This is a genomic window from Sphingobium sp. FW306-1B-F04DB (genome assembly GCF_058781925.1).
Map to the genome: position 1 here is coordinate 1 of NZ_JBYSXE010000053.1, position 17,679 is coordinate 17,679.

At 66.0% G+C, this 17,679-nt stretch carries 16 protein-coding genes; 8 read left to right on the forward strand and 8 right to left on the reverse strand.

The genetic code is table 11. The features are described 5' to 3' along the window. Nucleotides 1-73 precede the first annotated feature (73 nt). The 3 genes from AC3WJD_RS18295 to AC3WJD_RS18305 all read right to left on the reverse strand — a co-directional run bounded on the left by AC3WJD_RS18295 (nucleotide 74) and on the right by AC3WJD_RS18305 (nucleotide 5,192). The gene (locus AC3WJD_RS18295) at nucleotides 74-1,069 is read right to left on the reverse strand and encodes an IS481 family transposase (protein WP_492748194.1); all 996 of its coding nucleotides are present in this window, start codon (nucleotides 1,067-1,069) and stop codon (nucleotides 74-76) included. A gap of 164 nt (nucleotides 1,070-1,233) precedes the next feature. Further along, nucleotides 1,234-2,643, reverse strand: a complete 1,410-nt coding sequence (locus AC3WJD_RS18300; protein WP_492748166.1) for a CehA/McbA family metallohydrolase — start codon at nucleotides 2,641-2,643, stop codon at nucleotides 1,234-1,236. Nucleotides 2,644-2,672: 29 nt separating this feature from the next. Then, nucleotides 2,673-5,192 carry a TonB-dependent receptor gene (locus tag AC3WJD_RS18305; RefSeq protein ID WP_492748168.1) on the reverse strand — a complete coding sequence of 840 codons (2,520 nt, stop codon included), beginning with the start codon at nucleotides 5,190-5,192 and terminating at the stop codon, nucleotides 2,673-2,675. 389 nt (nucleotides 5,193-5,581) lie between these two features. On the opposite strand from AC3WJD_RS18305, the gene AC3WJD_RS18310 reads away from it, so the two are divergent. Further along, nucleotides 5,582-6,883, forward strand: coding sequence for a DNA polymerase Y family protein (locus AC3WJD_RS18310; RefSeq protein WP_492748169.1), 1,302 nt, complete (start codon nucleotides 5,582-5,584; stop codon nucleotides 6,881-6,883). 120 nt (nucleotides 6,884-7,003) lie between these two features. Continuing rightward, nucleotides 7,004-7,384 (forward strand): hypothetical protein, encoded by a 381-nt coding sequence (locus AC3WJD_RS18315; RefSeq protein WP_492748170.1) that lies wholly within the window; start codon nucleotides 7,004-7,006, stop codon nucleotides 7,382-7,384. Between the two features lie 75 nt (nucleotides 7,385-7,459). On the opposite strand, the gene AC3WJD_RS18320 is transcribed toward AC3WJD_RS18315, so the two are convergent. After that, nucleotides 7,460-7,918, reverse strand: coding sequence for a VOC family protein (locus AC3WJD_RS18320; protein ID WP_492748171.1), 459 nt, complete (start codon nucleotides 7,916-7,918; stop codon nucleotides 7,460-7,462). Nucleotides 7,919-8,055: 137 nt separating this feature from the next. Between AC3WJD_RS18320 and purL the strand changes: the two genes are divergently transcribed. The 3 genes from purL to AC3WJD_RS18335 all read left to right on the forward strand — a co-directional run bounded on the left by purL (nucleotide 8,056) and on the right by AC3WJD_RS18335 (nucleotide 11,615). After that, nucleotides 8,056-10,281: a phosphoribosylformylglycinamidine synthase subunit PurL gene (gene purL / locus AC3WJD_RS18325; protein ID WP_492748172.1), complete on the forward strand. Its 2,226-nt coding sequence runs from the start codon at nucleotides 8,056-8,058 to the stop codon at nucleotides 10,279-10,281. Nucleotides 10,282-10,361: 80 nt separating this feature from the next. Further along, nucleotides 10,362-10,943: a peptidylprolyl isomerase gene (locus tag AC3WJD_RS18330; protein ID WP_492748173.1), complete on the forward strand. Its 582-nt coding sequence runs from the start codon at nucleotides 10,362-10,364 to the stop codon at nucleotides 10,941-10,943. A gap of 213 nt (nucleotides 10,944-11,156) precedes the next feature. Beyond that, nucleotides 11,157-11,615, forward strand: coding sequence for a hypothetical protein (locus AC3WJD_RS18335; protein WP_492748174.1), 459 nt, complete (start codon nucleotides 11,157-11,159; stop codon nucleotides 11,613-11,615). 71 nt (nucleotides 11,616-11,686) lie between these two features. On the opposite strand, the gene AC3WJD_RS18340 is transcribed toward AC3WJD_RS18335, so the two are convergent. The 4 genes from AC3WJD_RS18340 to mutY form a co-directional block, all read right to left on the reverse strand. Next, on the reverse strand, nucleotides 11,687-12,307 hold the full coding sequence (locus AC3WJD_RS18340; protein WP_492748175.1) for a DJ-1/PfpI family protein: 621 nt from the start codon (nucleotides 12,305-12,307) through the stop codon (nucleotides 11,687-11,689). Nucleotides 12,308-12,418: 111 nt separating this feature from the next. Beyond that, nucleotides 12,419-13,303 carry an NAD(+) diphosphatase gene (gene nudC / locus AC3WJD_RS18345; protein WP_492748176.1) on the reverse strand — a complete coding sequence of 295 codons (885 nt, stop codon included), beginning with the start codon at nucleotides 13,301-13,303 and terminating at the stop codon, nucleotides 12,419-12,421. Then, the gene (locus AC3WJD_RS18350) at nucleotides 13,300-14,577 is read right to left on the reverse strand and encodes a serine hydrolase domain-containing protein (RefSeq protein WP_492748177.1); all 1,278 of its coding nucleotides are present in this window, start codon (nucleotides 14,575-14,577) and stop codon (nucleotides 13,300-13,302) included. Before AC3WJD_RS18350 ends, nudC begins: the two co-directional genes overlap by 4 nt. After that, a complete protein-coding gene (gene mutY / locus AC3WJD_RS18355) occupies nucleotides 14,570-15,640 on the reverse strand; it encodes an A/G-specific adenine glycosylase (protein ID WP_492748178.1) in 1,071 nt (356 codons plus the stop codon). Before mutY ends, AC3WJD_RS18350 begins: the two co-directional genes overlap by 8 nt. A gap of 26 nt (nucleotides 15,641-15,666) precedes the next feature. Here mutY and AC3WJD_RS18360 point away from each other — a divergent pair, with 26 nt between their 5' ends. The 3 genes from AC3WJD_RS18360 to AC3WJD_RS18370 are packed head-to-tail and all read left to right on the forward strand — an operon-like array spanning nucleotide 15,667 to nucleotide 17,659. Continuing rightward, complete coding sequence (locus AC3WJD_RS18360) at nucleotides 15,667-16,206, forward strand: DUF721 domain-containing protein (protein WP_492748180.1); 540 nt, start codon at nucleotides 15,667-15,669, stop codon at nucleotides 16,204-16,206. Continuing rightward, the gene (locus AC3WJD_RS18365; RefSeq protein ID WP_492748182.1) at nucleotides 16,203-16,892 is read left to right on the forward strand and encodes a thioredoxin domain-containing protein; all 690 of its coding nucleotides are present in this window, start codon (nucleotides 16,203-16,205) and stop codon (nucleotides 16,890-16,892) included. The genes AC3WJD_RS18360 and AC3WJD_RS18365 overlap by 4 nt, the downstream gene beginning before the upstream one ends. A gap of 23 nt (nucleotides 16,893-16,915) precedes the next feature. Next, on the forward strand, nucleotides 16,916-17,659 hold the full coding sequence (locus tag AC3WJD_RS18370) for a DsbA family protein (protein ID WP_492748183.1): 744 nt from the start codon (nucleotides 16,916-16,918) through the stop codon (nucleotides 17,657-17,659). Nucleotides 17,660-17,679 lie beyond the last annotated feature (20 nt).

Here is a 17,679-nt window from a genome sequence, read left to right on the forward strand (position 1 = left end):
CACCTCCGACCTGTTGCCCTCACTGCGGCGGCAGTCTCTCGCCAGAACCAATCACATTTCTGCCAAAGTAGTGCTAGCTGTCTGGTTGCGATACATCATTGGCATGATAGAGGATGTCATCGACTTTCGCCATAAGGTCGTCGCGGGAGGCGGGCTTGTAAAGGGGATTGGCGAGAGTGGGGGTCAAGCCGATCCGTTCCCCCGCCTTCTGGCAAGGCGAGCTGCCTTGAAGGACGCGCTGTCGGCGTCGGTTGTAGGCACGGTTGAAGCCGGCGAGCAGGGTTTCGAGATCGGCGTGACCGGCGACATTGATGCCGAGCACTTCGCTGGCGACGCGACCGTTGAAGCGCTCGACCATGCCGTTGGTCTGGGGTGTGTAAGGTCTCGTTTTGCGATGGATAATCTTGTACTTCGCGCAGGCGTGTTCGAAGTCGTCAGCGGTGAAGCAGGATTCCCGGTCCGTCAGCACATGGGTGATGCGGAAGGGGAATGCCTTGCTGGCTGCCTTGAGGAAGGCAATCGCGTTGGCGGCGTTCTCGGCATCGTAGACGGCCAGATGGACGAACCGCGAGCAGCGATCGATCGCGACATAAAGGAAGCGCTTGCGAATGTCGCCATCTGCGGTGCGCAGCTTGGGCAGATGTTTGACGTCAATGTGCACGAAGCCCAGATCATAGTCCTGGAACCGCCCCTGACCTTTGCGTGGCTGCACCGTCGGCTTGAGCGGCCGTCGATTGAGCCCTTCCGCCTTGAGGACGCGGTAAATGCTGTCGCGATTGAGGTGGGGCAGGAAGTGCCGGAGCACGAAGGTGAGATCATCCAGCGCGAAGCCTGTCGCCCTGCGCACCGCGCAGATGATCGCGCGCTCTTCCTCGCTCATGCGCCAGGCAAGGCGCTTGGGCCGGCTTGAGCGATCCTGGACCGCATGCTCTCCGCGTTTGCGCCACTTACGGACTGTCTCGTCGCTGATGCCATAGCGCTTCGCCACCACGGTGGCAGGTTCGGTGGAACGGGCAATTTCCGCCCGTACCGCGGGCGTGGTTCGGGCCTGAGGATGTATCTGCACCATCACGAAACCTCATCAGCAAGAGCAGCAAAGCGCCATGCGTGATCCGCAATGGCGCTGCTTACCATGTCCCAATGATGTATCGCAACCAGACAGCTAGTTCCGCAATTCCTGCTCCGCACGCCAGCGGCGGCCGGTCGCCCTGATGCTCGGGCGGCCGCCTCGAGTCAGGGGCATTCCAGATATACCGGATTGCCGATCAGGATGAGTGCTCCCGATCCGTCGCGGATATTCGCCGCGGCCCAGCCGCAGGCCTTGTCGAGCGTGAACGACAGGCGTTGATCCGGTTCGCTGATCGTCCCGCTCTGCCCGTCGACAGCCCCATTGACGACGAGCTCTGCCTTGCCGCCGACCGCGTCGACCGCACGGATTGAGACGTCGATCTTCCGCTTGACCCTCAGCGGGCCGCCCATCGCAGCCCGGGCTCCGCCGCTCATTGCCTCGACCTCGAGCAGCCGGGTCCGGCTTCCCTCGACGTCGATGAAGACATTGCCGGCGCGAATGGCGTCCAATATCCCTTCGCGCGACAAGGCATCAGCATGGACGACTGTGGTCGGTCGCCCGATCGGCGCCTTGCCTTCGGGGGCATCCGGATCGTGATTGTCGCTGCCGCCGATGCCGGTCAGACGGTGCCCCTCGTTCAGCCGCGCATACCAGAAGCCGAGCCCGGCAAGCGGTCCTTCGACCAGCTTGCCGTTGACCGCTTCAATCGCGGTGATGTCGCTCCAGTCGGTGTCCTTGGCGGTCCAGCCGCAGCCCATGCAAAGCTCGCCCGAAGGGAGCGCCGGATGGTTGAGCGACATGATCGCGCCCGCAGCTTTTACGTCGCGCTCGATGTCCCCGACGGGTTTACGAAAATCGACGAACTCGGCCGGGCCGAAGATGTTGGCATGGCCATTAAAGGTGGTGATCTCCACCCCGGGGATGAGCAGCGTCTTGTCGAACCAGGGCTGCAGCTCGCGCAGCGCTCCGAAATGCGCGACACTGTTGTGATCGGTCACCGCGACGAAATCGAGCCCGGCATTCGCCGCCGCCTCGACGGTGCGGAAGATCGGGCAGGGAACGCGCTTTCCCGTCTGGCTCGCGCAGCTGCCGTCGCTGTTGGCGTCGTGCATGTGCAGGTCGCCGCGGTACCAGCCTGGCTCAGCCTTGAGTGGCGGATCCGCGATCGCGGCCGACGCGGCGCGGTCGGCGCCTCGATCGAAGCTGACCTCGACGCGATAGGCGCTGCGGCTGTCGGGCCGCGCGTTGGGGACGCCCATGAGCAATGTCCAGCGCCCCGCAGGGATCGCCCCCGTCAGATAGCCCGGCGTCGCGTCGCTCGGCGCAATGGTGAAGCGATCGCGCGTGCCGCCGCTCCAGCCACGGAACCGCTCGGGATCGCGGATTCCCAGATCGACGACGGTCTTGTTCGCCTTGTCATAGGTGACGATCACGCTGATGCGCGAGACCCCCGCGGGCACGTCGATCGGCACCTCGCGGTAGGTCTGGTGATCCGCGCCGGTGATCTCGCCGGTGAGGACGAGGCCAGGCTCGGCCGCCGCCGGGGCGGCAGCCGTGACGAGGAGGAGGGCCATTACGACCCTCCCGCAAATCCCCTTGCGCATCAGAACTTGAAGTCCACGGCGAAGCGGACATTGCGGCCGAGAATCGGACGCCCGATGAACAGTAGGTCATTGGCCTGGCCGCTGGTCAGCTCGCCCGCGCGCGGATTGCCCTCGGTAAGCCCGAGCTCGTTGGTGAGGTTGTCGCCATAGGCCCAGAGCGTGATCTGGTCGGTCAGCGCGAAGCGCACGCTCGCGTTGACCACGGTATAGGAAGGCAGCTTCGAGGTATTGGCTGCGTCCGCATAGCGCTTCGAATAATATTCGACGTCCATCTGCGCGCGCAGGCGGTCGCCCAACAGGTTGACCGCGGGGGTAGCGCGCAGCGCGAACTTGGGCACGCGCAGCAGCTGGTTGCCGCTATAGTCGCGCGGAACCAGCGTGGGAACGCCGTTCACGGTCTGGAGCTCGTCAAAGCGCAGGTTGCGGAAGGTCGGGTCCTGCGCGGTCGCGTTGACGGTGAAGTCGAACCACTCCACGGGCCGCACCGTGCCCTCGAGTTCGACGCCGTAGGCGCGCGTATCGGTGTAGATCGTCTGGGTGACAAAGCCCTGCGTCACCGGATCGACCCGCGTGTTGCCGATCGAGTAGGAGTCGAAGTCCGTCAGGAAGCCCGTCGCGTAGAGGCTGAGCAGCGGCGTCGAATATTTGACCCCGGCTTCCCACATCTCGATCCCCTGCGTCCGCGGCGTCGCGGTCGCACTGGTGATGAAGCTGCCCACGCTCGGCAGGCGGAAGGTCGAGGTGTAGCGCGCGAACACGCCCGCCACGTCGCTGAACTGCCAGTCGGCGCCGAGCGTCCAGCCGAGCTTGTCGAAGCTCTTGTCGAAGCGCGTGAACACGCCGTTGCCCGCGAGCACCTGATTGTCCGCGAGCGTGGTTGCGTCTCCGAGATTGACGGTCTTCTGGCCTTCCTGCGCGCCGTCGGTCTTCACCTTCTCCCAACGGATGCCGCCGTCGACGCGGAGTTGCGGGGTGATCTGCCACTCGTCCGAGGCGTAGAATGCGAAGGTATCCTGGTCGCCGAAGCCGTTGGCGAATTCCGAGCCATAGCGCGCCACGCCGTTCTTGGTGAGCGCGCCAACGACCTGCCCCGCCGCGTTGAGCGCGACGAGGTCGAGCAGCCGCGAATTGCCTGAGACGTCCTGCACAGTCGACGCGGAATAGCGTTTGAAGGTCTCGACGATGCGCGCATAGTAGAAGCCGACCGCGAAATCGTGCGTCATGCCGCCGATCTCGAACTTGTGGGCAAGCCGCAGGTCGTTGAGGAACTCGCTTTCATCGACGGTGACGGGGCGGGCGGCATTGATGAACACATCGCCATTGCCGTTCTGGTTCGCGACGTCGAAGGCGGCGCCGGTGTCGGTGTAGCGCAACTGCACGCTCGCCGCGGTCGGGAAGGCCGCGATAAGCTGGTTGCGATACTGGTTGATGAACGCCGCTCCAGTGGTCACCGACGTTGGATAGACGCCGTTGCGAACGGTGATGCTGTCGCGGTAGCGCGTCTTGTTCGAAAGCTGCCAGCCATCGGCAAAGTCCCAGTCGGTCATCGCGGAGAACTGGTCGAGCTTGATGCTCGAGCCGTCGGTGTTGTTGAAGAAGACTGGGCCGTTCGCGCTCTGCAGCGTCATGAACGCGGTCGCGCGGCTGGCGGTGGTGTCGTAATGGGGATTGAAGCCGGCAATGCCGACAATGTCACCCTTGCTGTCCTTGGTCAGCGGAATGCCGGTGTAGAAAATGGCATTGTCGTCAAGGTGCTTGTAGCTGAAGGTGAACTGGCCGTCGCTGAAGGTCTTGGTGAGGTCGGCACGGATCTGCCCACCCTTGTTGCCCGTATAGCCGGGATCGCGGACACCGTCCTCGTTGCGGTAGAAGCCGCCGACACCGACTTTCCAGTCATCGCCGAACGACGTCCCCACCCAGCCGTCGAAGCGGAAGAGATCGGCGGTCGGGCCATAGAGTATGCGCGCATTGCCCGACAGCTCCTCATCTGGCTTGCGCGTGATGAAGTTCACGACACCGCCGGGCGCGTTGGAATAGAAGACCGAGGAGGGGCCGCCGCGCACGACCTCGATCCGTTCGATCGATTCGTCGACCCGGAACGCCTGGTCGGCATTGAGGTAGCCAAGTGCCGGATCGTGCTGGACGGGCAGGCCGTCCTCGAGCAGGTTGATCGAGCCGAAGCCGTCGACGGGAATACCGCGTGCGCGGACGTTGCCGCTGCCCTCGCCGCCCGAAGCCTCGACCCAGAAGCCGGGAACCGACTTCAGCGTCTCGGTGACGCTCGATGGCGCGCGCGAACGCAGCATGTCGTTAGAGAGAGTGGTCACCGCATAGCTGGTGTCGAGCTTGGTGCGCTCGCCCGCGCCCGCGCGCCCGGTGACGACAATGGCATCCGCATCGTCAACGCCCGCCTCATTGCCGGGCGAAGCGGCTTCCTGAGCCAGAGCGGGGGCGCTCAGTGCGATGAGCGAAATCGAGGAAGCGAACGCGGAAAGCAACAAATACTTGTTCTTGAACATGAACCGGACCCCTTTTGTATGTCGTTCGAGGGGCCCGTTAAGCGGTGCCGGCGTCACCTTCGCGTCTTCGGTCTTACAATGTGACAGCGTTATCGTGACGTGTTTGTTGCAGGTGCGAAGACACTGGCTCTCGCCGGCGGTTTTTCTATCCACGCAAAAATCTGCGGTTGCTCCCGGAAGCGTCCTGCGCGCTGTCCTACACGCCCCGGCGCTGTCATCATCCTCGGGGGCCGCCCTGCACGCGCGCCCGGCGGAGCGAATTTATATGGTCATATGCGCGAGGTTCGCGAAGTTCGGCGGGGATCGAGAGCGTCTTTCGCCGCCGACGTCGGCCGGGCACCGTTTTGCGTGGCGCCGCTCGCAAATGTTCGCTATATGTTCGCATCGCCATGCCCGACTCCGCCCCCGCCTTTCCCCCGCGGCCGCTGCGCTGGCTCTATGTCGATCTCAACGCCTATTTCGCGAGCGTCGAGCAGCAGCTGAACCCGGAGCTGCGTGGGCGCCCGGTAATCGTGGCACCCGTCGCGAGCGACACGACCGTCGCGATCGCGGCGTCGTACGAGGCCAAGAAATACGGCATCTCGACGGGCACGCCCGTCTGGGAGGCGAAGCGCAAGTGCCGCGAGCTGCTGATCGTCGCACCCGAACACAAACGCTATGTCGAGTTCCACGACGCGATCGTCGCAGAGGTTTGGAAGCATGTGCCCGTCACGCAGGTCTGCTCGATCGACGAGGTCGCCTGCCGCCTGCTCGACAATGAGAACAGCGCCGATGCCGCGCGACACCTCGCGCTCCGGATCAAGGCGGGCATCCGCGCCAATATCGGCGAATGCCTCACCTCCTCGATCGGGATCGCGCCCAATCGCCTCCTCGCCAAGCTCGCCTCGGACATGGTCAAGCCCGACGGGCTCACCATCCTTACCGCCGAGCAATTGCCCCAGCGGCTGTTCGCGCTGCCGCTGCGCGCGATCGCGGGGATCGGGGCAAAGATGGAGAGGCACCTCGCGCAGCACGGCATCAACGACATCGCGCAGCTCTGCGCGCGGCGCCCGCGCGACGCGGGCAGCGCCTGGGGCGGCGTCAATGGCGACCGGCTCTGGTATGCGCTTCACGGTGTCGACCTCCCCCACAAGCCAACGCAGCACCGCACAATCGGGCACAGTCACGTCCTCTCGCCGTCAAGCCGCGGACTCGAGCCCGCCCGTCTCACTGCGCGGCGGCTGGCCCTGAAGGCCGCGAGCCGGCTGCGGCGCAACGGCTATCGCAGCCGCTTGCTTGTGCTCCATGCGCGCTTCGAGGATGACAAGAGCACGATCCGGATCAGCCGCAAGCTCGGCGCCACGCAGGACAGTTTCGCGATCCTCGCCGCGCTCGATGCGCTTTGGCCGCAGCTCGCGGCGGCGGGTCGCGTGCGCGCCGGCGGCTTCCGGCTGCGGATGATCGGGGTCACGCTCGCCGAGATCGAATCCGTCCAGGGCGAGCAGGATTCGCTCTTTGCGGCGCTCGATCCGAACGATCCGCTGGCGCGCGAGACGCGCACGCTCGCGCTCAGCCGCGCGATGGACAGGATCAACGAGAAGTTCGGGCGCCATGCGGTCAGCGTCGGGCCGATGAACGGCGGCCGCGTCGATCGCGTCGGCACGCGAATCGCCTTTGGCCGGATTCCCGAGGCGAGCGAGTTTCATGATTGATCGAAATCCACGCGCTTTTGTACCCCGACCGGCGATAAGATACGGTTTATTTTCAGTTTGTAACGCAACCATGCTTGACGCGGGCGTTCACACGCGCAATGCGTCGCGACCGATATGAAGATGCACTCCATTCTCCCCATCGCCGCGGCCTCGGCGCTTCTCGCGCTGGCCGCATGCAGCACCGAGCCCGAAACCATCACGGGTGGCGGCCCCCAGGACGACATGGCGGCCGAGCTGGCCAATGCCGCGCCCGTCGAGCTTCCGCCGTCGGTGAAGGAAAGCAAGACCTATCGCTGCAAGGACAATTCGATCGTCTATGTCGACTTCCTGTCGGGCGACAAGTCGGCGAATGTCCGCACCGACAAGGCTGCGCCGCCGACGCTGGTCAAGGCCGACGAAGCCGGAAAGCCGATGGTCGCCGAGGGCTATTCGCTTGAGGGCAAGGGCTCGAGCATCACGCTCACGCTCCCCGGCAAGGGCAGCCAGAGCTGCAAGGCCTGATCGGGCCAGGCTCCTTACATCCAGCACTCAAAAGGGCCGGCGGAGCGATCCGTCCGGCCCTTTTCCTTTGGCGGCTCAGGCGTGCGCCATCTCAGCCATGCGACGGCCCATTTCCTCAGGGCTGACATCCTCGACATGCGTGGCGATCGACCAGCGATGGCCGAAGGGGTCGACCAGCGTGCCCATGCGATCGCCCCAGAACTGATCCTCGGGTGGCCGCTCGGCCGTCGCGCCCGCAGCGATCGCGCGATCATAGGCCGCATCGACACCATCGAGATAGATCATCAGGCTCGACGTCGCCCCGCCGCGCGTCTTGGGGCTCAGAGTGTCCATGTCGGGCCATTCGTCGGACAGCATGACGTGCGAATTGCCGATCTTGATCTCGGCATGCGCGATCTTGTCGCCCATCGGCATGCGGAACACCTCGGTCGCACCGAACGCCTTCTTGTAGAACTCGATCGCCGCGCTGGCGTCGTCGAGCGTCAGATAGGGCGTGACGCTCGCATAACCTTCCGGAATCGGTGAAACGCTCATGGCTCTCTCCTGCTTCGCCCCCCGGCCGAGTCGTTGTGGCGAGAGCATCGGACCGCATCATGACAAGCGCAAGCCGCGCGCGGCGTACGGAGCATTTGATGCTGACATTCCGTGGCACTGGCGCTAGGGGCTCGGCCATGTCTGGAATCACCCCCGAGATCGTCGCCGAGCACGGCCTGTCCCCCGAGGAATATGAGCGCGTGCTCCACGCGCTGGGTCGCGAGCCCAACCTCACCGAGCTGGGCATCTTCTCGGTGATGTGGTCCGAGCACTGCTCGTACAAGTCCTCGCGCATCCACCTGAAGAAGCTGCCGACCGAAGGCCCGCAGGTGATCTGCGGCCCCGGCGAGAATGCGGGCGTGGTCGATATCGGTGACGGCCAGGCCGCGATCTTCAAGATGGAGAGCCACAACCACCCCTCGTACATCGAGCCCTATCAGGGCGCGGCGACGGGCGTGGGCGGCATCCTGCGCGACGTCTTCACCATGGGTGCTCGCCCCGTCGCCAACATGAACGCGCTGCGCTTCGGCCGCCCCGATCACCCCAAGATGCGCCACCTGATCTCGGGCGTCGTCCACGGCATCGGCGGCTACGGCAACTGCGTCGGCGTCCCCACAGTGGGCGGCGAGGTCAATTTCCACCCCGCCTATGACGGCAACATCCTAGTCAACGCGATGACGGTCGGCGTCGCCGACACCGACAAGATCTTCTATTCGGCAGCCTCGGGCGTCGGCAATCCGATCGTCTATGTCGGCTCCAAGACGGGCCGCGACGGCATCCACGGCGCCACCATGGCCTCGGCTGACTTCGGCGAGGACACCGAGGAGAAGCGCCCCACCGTCCAGGTCGGCGATCCCTTCACCGAAAAGCTGCTGATCGAGGCATGCCTCGAACTCATGGCCTCGGACGCCATCGTCGCGATCCAGGACATGGGCGCCGCGGGCCTCACCTCGTCCTCGGTCGAGATGGCCAGCAAGGGCGGCGTCGGCATCGAGCTCGACATGAACAAGGTGCCGCAGCGCGAAACCGGCATGACCGCGTACGAGATGATGCTCTCGGAAAGCCAGGAGCGCATGCTTATGGTGCTCAAGCCCGGCCGCGAGGACTTTGCCGAAGCGATCTTCCGCAAATGGGAGCTCGATTTCGCGGTCATCGGTCATGTCACCGACACCGGCCATATGGTGCTCGTCCACAATGGCGAGACCGTCTGCGACATCCCGCTCGCCCCGCTCGCCGACGACGCGCCCCTCTACGACCGCCCCGCAATGCCGCGCGAGGAATACAAGGCATGGTCGGCCGTGAAGCCCTTGGGCGACGTACCCGAGAGCGCCGATATCACCGCCGATCTTGTCAGGCTCATGGGCTCGTCGGACATCGCCTCGCGCCGCTGGATCTGGGAGCAGTACGATCACATGGTCGGCGCCGACACCGTCCAGCGTCCGGGCGGCGACGCTGCGGTCGTGCGCGTCCACGGCTCGCAAAAGGGCATCGCGATCTCGACCGATTGCACGCCGCGCTATTGCTATGCGGACCCCTATGAGGGCGGCAAGCAGGCGATCGCGGAGTGCTGGCGCAACATCTCCGCGGTCGGCGCGACGCCGCTCGCGGTCACCAACTGCCTCAACTTCGCCAACCCCCAGCGCCCCGAGATCATGGCGCAGTTCACGGGTTGCCTCGAAGGCATGGGCGATGCGTGCCGTGCCCTCGACTTCCCGATCGTCTCGGGCAACGTCTCGCTCTACAACGAGTCCAAGGCGACCGGCGGCGGTAGCGCGATCCTGCCCACCCCCGCGATCGGCGGCATCGGCCTGTTGCAGGACGTCGACGCGATGACCACCATCGCCTTCAAGGCCGAGGACGAGGCGATCGTCCTGATCGGCAAGACCGAAGGCCATCTCGGCCAGTCGATCTGGCTGCGCGAGGTTCATGGCCGCGAGGACGGCGTGCCCCCGCCCGTCGACCTGGCGGCCGAACGCAAGACCGGCGACTTCGTGCGTGAGCAGGTGCTGGCGGGCAAGGTCAGCGCGGTCCACGACATCTCGGACGGGGGCCTGCTCGTCACGGTCGCCGAGATGGCGCTCGCGGGCAACATGGGCGCCGAGATCGGCCTGCCCGAAGGTGTCGCGCCGACCGGCTGGCTCTTCGGCGAGGATCAGGGCCGCTATCTCGTCACCACCGGCGATGCCCCCGCGCTTTGCGCCGCGGCCAACGCACTGGGCATCCCCGCGCTCCCGATCGGCGAGACCGGCGGCCAGGCGGTCAGCATCCTGAACGGCGACGAAGTCTCGCTCGACGCGCTGCGCAAAGCGCATGAGGGCTTCTTCCCCGACCTGATGGGAGTTGTTGTGGATTACGCGGTGTGAGCTGCCCCCGGCAGCTCACAGATCATGCCGGGGGCATGATCGACCGTGAAATCCACGACAACTGACGCCGCCCTCGCCTGATGCGTTGGCTGATCGGATTGCTGCTTGCCTTGGCGGCGCTGCCTTCGGCGGCGTCCGCGCAGGCGACGGCACGCGTCCGTATCGACACCAGCATCGGCCCGATCGTCGTCGAGCTCGACCTGAAACGCGCGCCGATCACATCGAAGAACTTCCTCGCCTATGCCGAGGAAAAGCGCTTCGACAATACCAGCTTCTACCGCGCCGCGCGGAACAAGAGCGACCCGAAGCGTGGCCTCGTGCAGGGCGGGATCGACAGCAAGGTGCGCAAGGCGCGCTGGCCGATCGATCATGAGTCCACCCGCCAGACGGGTATCAAGCATGTCGACGGCACGATCTCGATGGCGCGCAACGCACCGGGCAGCGCGATGGGCGACTTCTTCATCACCGTGGGTCCCGCCGCCTATCTCGACGCTGGCCCGGGCAAGCCCGGCTATGCCGCCTTTGGCCGCGTGGTGAGCGGCATGCCGCTGGTCCGCCGCATCCTCGCCGCGCCCACCTGGCCGGGCGGGCGGTCGACCAACACGATCGGTCAGCACATCAAGGAACCGATCAAGATACTGAGCGTGCGGAAGATCGGCTGAAGCCGATCGCCCCCCACGAACTCGCACAACAATACCAGGTCCTCGCTCCTGCGAAAGCAGGAGCCCATGCTTGTCAGCGCATGGTCGCTTCCGACATGGGCTCCGGGTCGAGCCCGGAGCACTGCTATGTGTCGGCGATCGCGCGCTATGCCCATACTTGACTTGACGGGGCGCTTGGGAGGAATCTCCGCCACAAAAACGGGGGAGGATCCGATGCTCAGACCCATCGTCATCGCGACGGCAATTGCCGGCACACTCGATATCCTTTCAGCCTTTGTGTTTGCGGGCATGGCGGGCGCGACGCCCATGGGGGTGCTGCGCTTCGTCGCCAGCGGACCCTTTGGCGAAGCGCCGACACCGACGCCCGGCTGGGCGATCGTTGGACTGCTCGTCCATTTCACGATCATGGCGTGCATGGTGAGCGCCTATATGATCGTGGCGCCGCGCTTCCCCGTGCTGCTGCGGCGGCCGATATTGGCAGGCATCGCCTATGGCGTGCTGCTCTGGATCATCATGTACTGGATCGTCCGCCCGCTGCGCTGGCCCGAAATGCCTCTGCCGCACACGCTATGGGGCATCTCGAACGCGCTGTTCTCGCATTGCGTGCTGGTTGGCATCCCCATAGCGCTCGTCGCAGCCCGCAGCCGCGCGCCTGTCGGCAATCGGGCGTGACGCAGAGAGATTCCATGCCATTCCAACCCCGGCGAACGCCCCCGGATTGCTGACGTTCGCCGGGGCAGGATTTAGGCGGCGATATCGCTCTCTCGCGCGACAAAGGGTGCAACAACGGCCACGGCGTGCTCGACATAGCGCGCCTTCTCGCCCACCGGCGCGACATAGTGCATCGCTTCCTCGGCATGGTGCATGGAAGCGCCGCGGGCGATCATCCATGTCGCCAGATACTGTGAGGCGAGGCAGCCTCCGGCGGTCGCTACATTGCCGTGCGCGACAAAGGGAGCATCAATCACCTTCACGCCCGCCTCGATGACCCAGGGCTTGGTCGTCAGGTCGGTGCAGGCAGGCAGATCGCCGATGAGGCCCAGCTTCGCGAGCAACAGCGTGCCCGAACATTGTGCGCCGATGAGCTGGCGTGACGGGTCGAGCCTGATCCGGGACAGCAGATGGGCGTCGACCGCCATGTCGCGGGTCCTGATCCCGCTCCCGATCAGGACGGCATCGGCTTCTTCCGCAAACTCGAGGGGCTTTTGACGCTGGACAGTGACGCCGTTCATGGACGTAACCTGTTCGGTCGGCGATGTGATATGCGCCGCCCAGCCATGCGCCTTCATGCGGTTGAGGATTGCTGCCGCGACGAACGAGTCCAGTTCATTGAACCCCTCGAACGTCAGAACCGCAATCTGCATGAACGCCTCCTCTGGCGACTGTTGGAGAGCTTACATAGGCAACACACGGCAGCTATCAAGCCGCCGGCGCCGCAAGGGGACCGCCGGAAAACCACGCCTTGGCGGACGTCCCTACCCAGCTCCCTCCAGCCACCGCCGGAACAGCGTATGCGCGATCGCATAGTGCGGCGGCGGCAGGAAAGGCGCGTCGGGGTCGCCGTCGAGCGAGGCCTGCACCTCTTCGCGCGTCACCCAGATCGCGTCCTCGAGCTCGGTGTAATCGATAGTGAGTTCGGCGCGGTCGGCTTCGGCGATGCACGCCATCATCAGCGATGACGGGAAGGGCCAGGGCTGGCTGACGACATAGCGGACGTTGGCGACGCGCAGCCCCGCTTCCTCGTGCAGTTCGCGCGCGACCGCCTCCTCGAGCGATTCTCCGGGTTCGAGGAAGCCCGCCAGTGCGGAGTAGCGCCGCGGCGGATAGACGGGCTGGCGGCCGACGAGCACCTTGCCGTCATACTCGGCGAGCATGATGACGACGGGATCGACGCGCGGGAAATGATCGGCGCGGCACTCCCCGCATTTGCGGCCCCAGCCGCCGCGGAACATGTCGGTACGCGCACCGCAGCGCGCGCAAAAGCCATGGCGCAGGTGCCAGTCGATCAGGCTGCGCGCCGCGGCATAGGTGCCCGCCTCGCCCGGTGGCATCATGTCGAGCATGCGGAAGATCGCCATAGAGCGGGTGGCGCCGTCGGGCAGGCCGGGGCGCACCTCGGCGAAGCGCGGCTTGCCACCGTCGAGGCCGAGAAAGATCAGCTCGCTGTCGGGATCGGCTTCGGCAAGGCTCTTCCAGACCATCAAGCCGTTCTCGTCGAGCACGGGATCGATGCCCTCAAGCGCAAGCAGGCGCGCCGAGAGGCTTCTCGTCAGCGCGGCGAGCTGCTCGGGATTGGTCCGCACCAGATCGGCGCGGTCGAGCGTGCTGCCCGTGAAGCCCGGAAGGTGCTGGCTGGTCATGCGATGCTTGCGTAGACGGTCTTGGGGAAATCGGTCTGGAAGGGGAAGGTGCCGAAGGGCAGGAACTGCGCGAAGCCGCAGGCGCGGATGCCGCGCAGCGGATCGACCCAGGCGATCGTCCCCGCCGCGCCCGACCAGCCATAGGCGCCCGCGCCCTCACCACCCGCAACCGATCGCGTGGCAACGCGTCCGCCCGCGCCGAAGCCGGTACCCGGCGGAAAACCCTCGCCAAGCGTCACGCCCTCGGGCAGCAGGTTGGACATGCCGAGACGCGCGGTTTCAGGCTTCATCACGCGTACGCCGTCCACCGCGCCAAAGCCCATCAGCATCTGGAGGAAACGGTCATAGTCGCGCGCGCTCATCACCAGCCCGGCGCCGCCGAACGGGAAGGCGGGGGCATCGAGATAGACGCTCGCCGCGGCGGGATCGACGGGCTGAAGCCCCTGCGGTGTGACCATGTAATTGGTCACGAAGCGCCCGATCTCGCTTTCGGGAACGCGCCAGAAGCTGCTTTTCATTCCGAGCGGATCGAACATCCGTTCCTGCAGGAAGGCGTCGAACGGCTTGCCCGACGCGACCTCGATGACGCGTCCGAGCAGGTCGAGGCTCATTGAATAGCTGTACTTCGTGCCCGGGTCGGCGATGAGCGGCAGCGTCGCCAACCGATCCGCAAATTCCTTCAGGCTGGGCGCGGTGGGCTGCGTGCTGGCATCGAGCTTGGTGCTGCGGCTGAGCGCTGCGGGCGTCAGGCCAAGCCGCAGATACTCCTGGAGCAACGGCCCCTTGGTGACGATCGAATAGCCCAGCCCCGCGGTGTGCGTCATCAGATGGCGGACGGTGACTGGTCCCTTGGCGGCGCGGCTATCCAGCGTGTCGGGAGACAGCTGCACCCTGGGATTGGCGAAGCCGGGGACGAAGTCGGCGATATTCTGGTCAAGCTTCAGCCTGCCGTCGTCGACCAGCAGCATCGCCGCCATGCCCGTGATCGGCTTGGTCATCGAATAGACGCGCCAGAGCGTATCGACGTCGATCGGCGTCCGGCTGTCACGCCCGAGCGTGCCCATGGCGAGGAAATCGGCCTCGGCGGTCTTCCGCCCGATCGCGGCGGCGAGCGCGGGGAGCTTGGCGGGCACGAGCTGGGCGAGATAGGACTGGACCTTGAACCAGTCGTCGCCCGCGACCCGCGCCCATGCGCCCGACGGCAACGCCCCGATCGCGCCGATCGCGCCGAGGCTGCGCAGAAAATCACGCCGTTCGAGCATCATGTCAGCCATCCCTGTCCTCCAGAACCTTGCGCGCCGCCTTTGCGAACACCGTGGGCAAGCCCGCGGTGTCGAGCCGGTCTATCGGCCACCATTCCCCGGCCAGTTTTTCGGCGCAACCTTTTTCGATCCGCAGCCGCGCGATCGCGAGATCGAGCGCGAAATGCGTGAAAACATGAGAGACTTCGGTGGCGCCAAGGCACCAGCTGCCCGCCAGCGGCGCCTCCGCAAGCCCAGGCGCCTCGGCTTGCCACGGCCCGGTGGGCAGCGCGCGCATACCGCCGAGCAATCCCTTCTTCTCGCGGCGCACGAGCAGGACATGGCGGTCATGCTCGAGCCAGAAGATCGTGCCGAAGCGGCGCGGGCGCGGTTTCTTTGCCACCTTGACGGGAAAACGCTCGGGCACCCCGGTGGCATACGCCGCGCAGCGTCGGCTGAGCGGACACAGCGCGCAGGCGGGATTGCGCGGCGTGCAGAGCGTGGCGCCCAGATCCATCATCGCCTGCGCGAAGTCGCCTGCACGCTCGGCGGGCGTGATGCTGCCGGCGAGCGCGTGGAGCAGATCTTTGGAACCGGGCAGGGCCTCCTCGACCGCGAACAGCCGTGCGACGACGCGCTCGACATTGGCGTCGACCACCACCGCGCGGCGGCCGAAGGCGATCGCGGCGATCGCGGCCGCGGTATAGGCGCCGATGCCGGGAAGCGCGCGCAGTCCCGCTTCGCTGTCGGGGAAGCGCCCGGCATGCTCGTCCGCCACCGCCCGCGCGCAGGCGAGCATGTTGCGCGCGCGGGCATAATAGCCGAGCCCGGCCCAGGCGCTCATCACCTCGGCCTCGTCCGCCGCGGCGAGCGCGGCGACATCGGGCCAGCGCGTGGTGAACGCCTCGAAATAGGGTTTCACCGCCGCAACCGTGGTCTGCTGCAGCATCACCTCGGACAGCCAGACGCGATAGGGATCGGGCGCAGGCGTCCCCGGAGGGCTCCGCCAGGGTAGCGCGCGCGCACAAGCGTCGTACCAGCGCAGCAGTACAGCCGGGATTTCGACCCGTTCCTCCAATGGCATATCGACTGGCATGGGTCGGCTATGGCATGGAGGGACCAATGAGCGAAAGGCGTGGGCAGAAAAAGGGGCAGACGGGCGCTGAGCGGCCGCGGGGAGGCCGCGCGCGCACTGTGTCCGAGATGCTGCCCGATATCGGCCGCGCCGCCTATCGCCGATTCGGTTTCGTGCAGAGCGCGGTGGTCAGCCGCTGGGCGGAGATCGTAGGCAGCCGCTACGCCGATGTATCGGCGCCCGAATCGATCCGCTTCCCGCAGGGTTCGCGCGCCAATGGCGTGCTGACGCTGAGCGTGACCAGCGCGCACGCGCCGATGATGCAGCATGTCGCGCCCGAGATCATTGAGCGCGTCAACCGCTTCTTCGGCTATCCCGCGGTGGGGAAGCTGGCGATCCGGCAGGGCGCGGCACCCAAGCCCGCGCCCAAGCGCACCGCGCCGCCTTCGCTCAAGCCGATCCCGGTCGATCTGGGCGACAGCCTGCGCACGATCGCGGATCCCGAACTCAAGGCCGTGCTCGAATCGCTCGCGCGCGGCGTCGCTGCCTCGCAGGGCGTTCCTGTTTTCGATGGGGAAAAATCGTGAAATCCGGAATTGTTCTTGCGTTTGCCCTATTCGGTGCCGGCGTCGCCGCGGTCGCCGCACAGCCCGCCGCGCGGAACTGGGTCGCCACCGTCTCGACCCAGCCCACGGGCGCCTATGTGGTCGGCAATCCCGCCGCCAAGGCCAAGCTGGTCGAATATCTGAGCTACACCTGCAGCCACTGCGCGCACTTCGTCGGTGAGGCCTCGGCGACGCTCAAGCGCGACTATGTCGCCAAGGGCCAGACGAGCATCGAGGTGCGCCACGCGGTGCGCGACCCGCTCGACCTTGCCGCGGCACTGCTCGCGCGTTGCGACGGCCCTGCGCGCTTCCTTGGCCATAGCGAGGCGATTTTCGCGGCACAGCAGAGCTGGATGGCCAAGGGGATCGAATTCAGCAAAGCCAATGACGCCAAATTGCAGGCGATGCCACAGGACAAGGCACTCACCGAACTCGCACGCGGCGCGGGACTTGTGGCGCTCGTGCAGGCGCGCGGCATGGCGCCAGCCAAGGTCAATGCGTGCCTCGTCAGCAAGCCCGCCACCAACCAGCTCGTCGCCATGTCGGGCGAGGCGTGGCAGCAGCGAAAGATACCGGGAACGCCCTCATTCCTCGTCAACGGCACGCTCGCGTCGGGCGCGATGGACTGGGCCGGGCTGAAGCCGCATCTCGATGCGGCGGTGAAATGATCATTGCAGGAGCATAAGCAACAATGAAGCGCATTTTCGGCCTTACCGCCCTCCCCCTCACGCTGGCGCTCGCCGCCTGCGGCGGCAGCGAGGATGCGGCCAACACGACCAATGCGACCTCGACCGCTGCGGCAATCGCCGCGCCCGCGGGGCAGAACTGGGTCGACACGGTTTCGCTGACCGACGAGGGCGGCTTCATCATGGGCAACCCCAACGCACCCGTGAAGCTCGTCGAATATGCCTCGCTCACCTGCTCGCACTGCGCCGAGTTCGCCGAAAAGGGCCTCCCCGCGCTCAAGGAGAAATACATCTCCAAGGGCACGGTCAGCCTCGAGCTCCGCAACTATGTCCGCGATCCGATCGACATGACCGCGGCGCTGCTCTCGCGCTGCGGCGGCACCGGCCCCTATTTCCAGCTCACCGACCAGATGTTCGCGAACCAGGCCGAATGGCTCAACCGCTTCCAGTCGCTGGGTGAGGCGGGCTTCCGCCAGATCCAGTCGCTGCCGCCCGCGCAGCAGTTCGGCGCGCTCGCCCAGGCGGGCCAGCTCGACCAGTTCGTCCAACAGCGCGGCGTGTCCAGCCAGAAGGCGGGGCAGTGCCTTGCCGACAAGGCGGCCGTCGACAAGCTCGTCGCGATGAACAAGAAGGCCACCGAGGAATATGGCCTGACCGGCACGCCGATGTTCATGATCAATGGCCAGGTCGTGCCCGAAACCGCCGCCTGGGAAGCGCTCGAGCCCAAGCTCCGCGCAGCGGGCGCCTAAGGGCGCCCGATGCGTCGGGG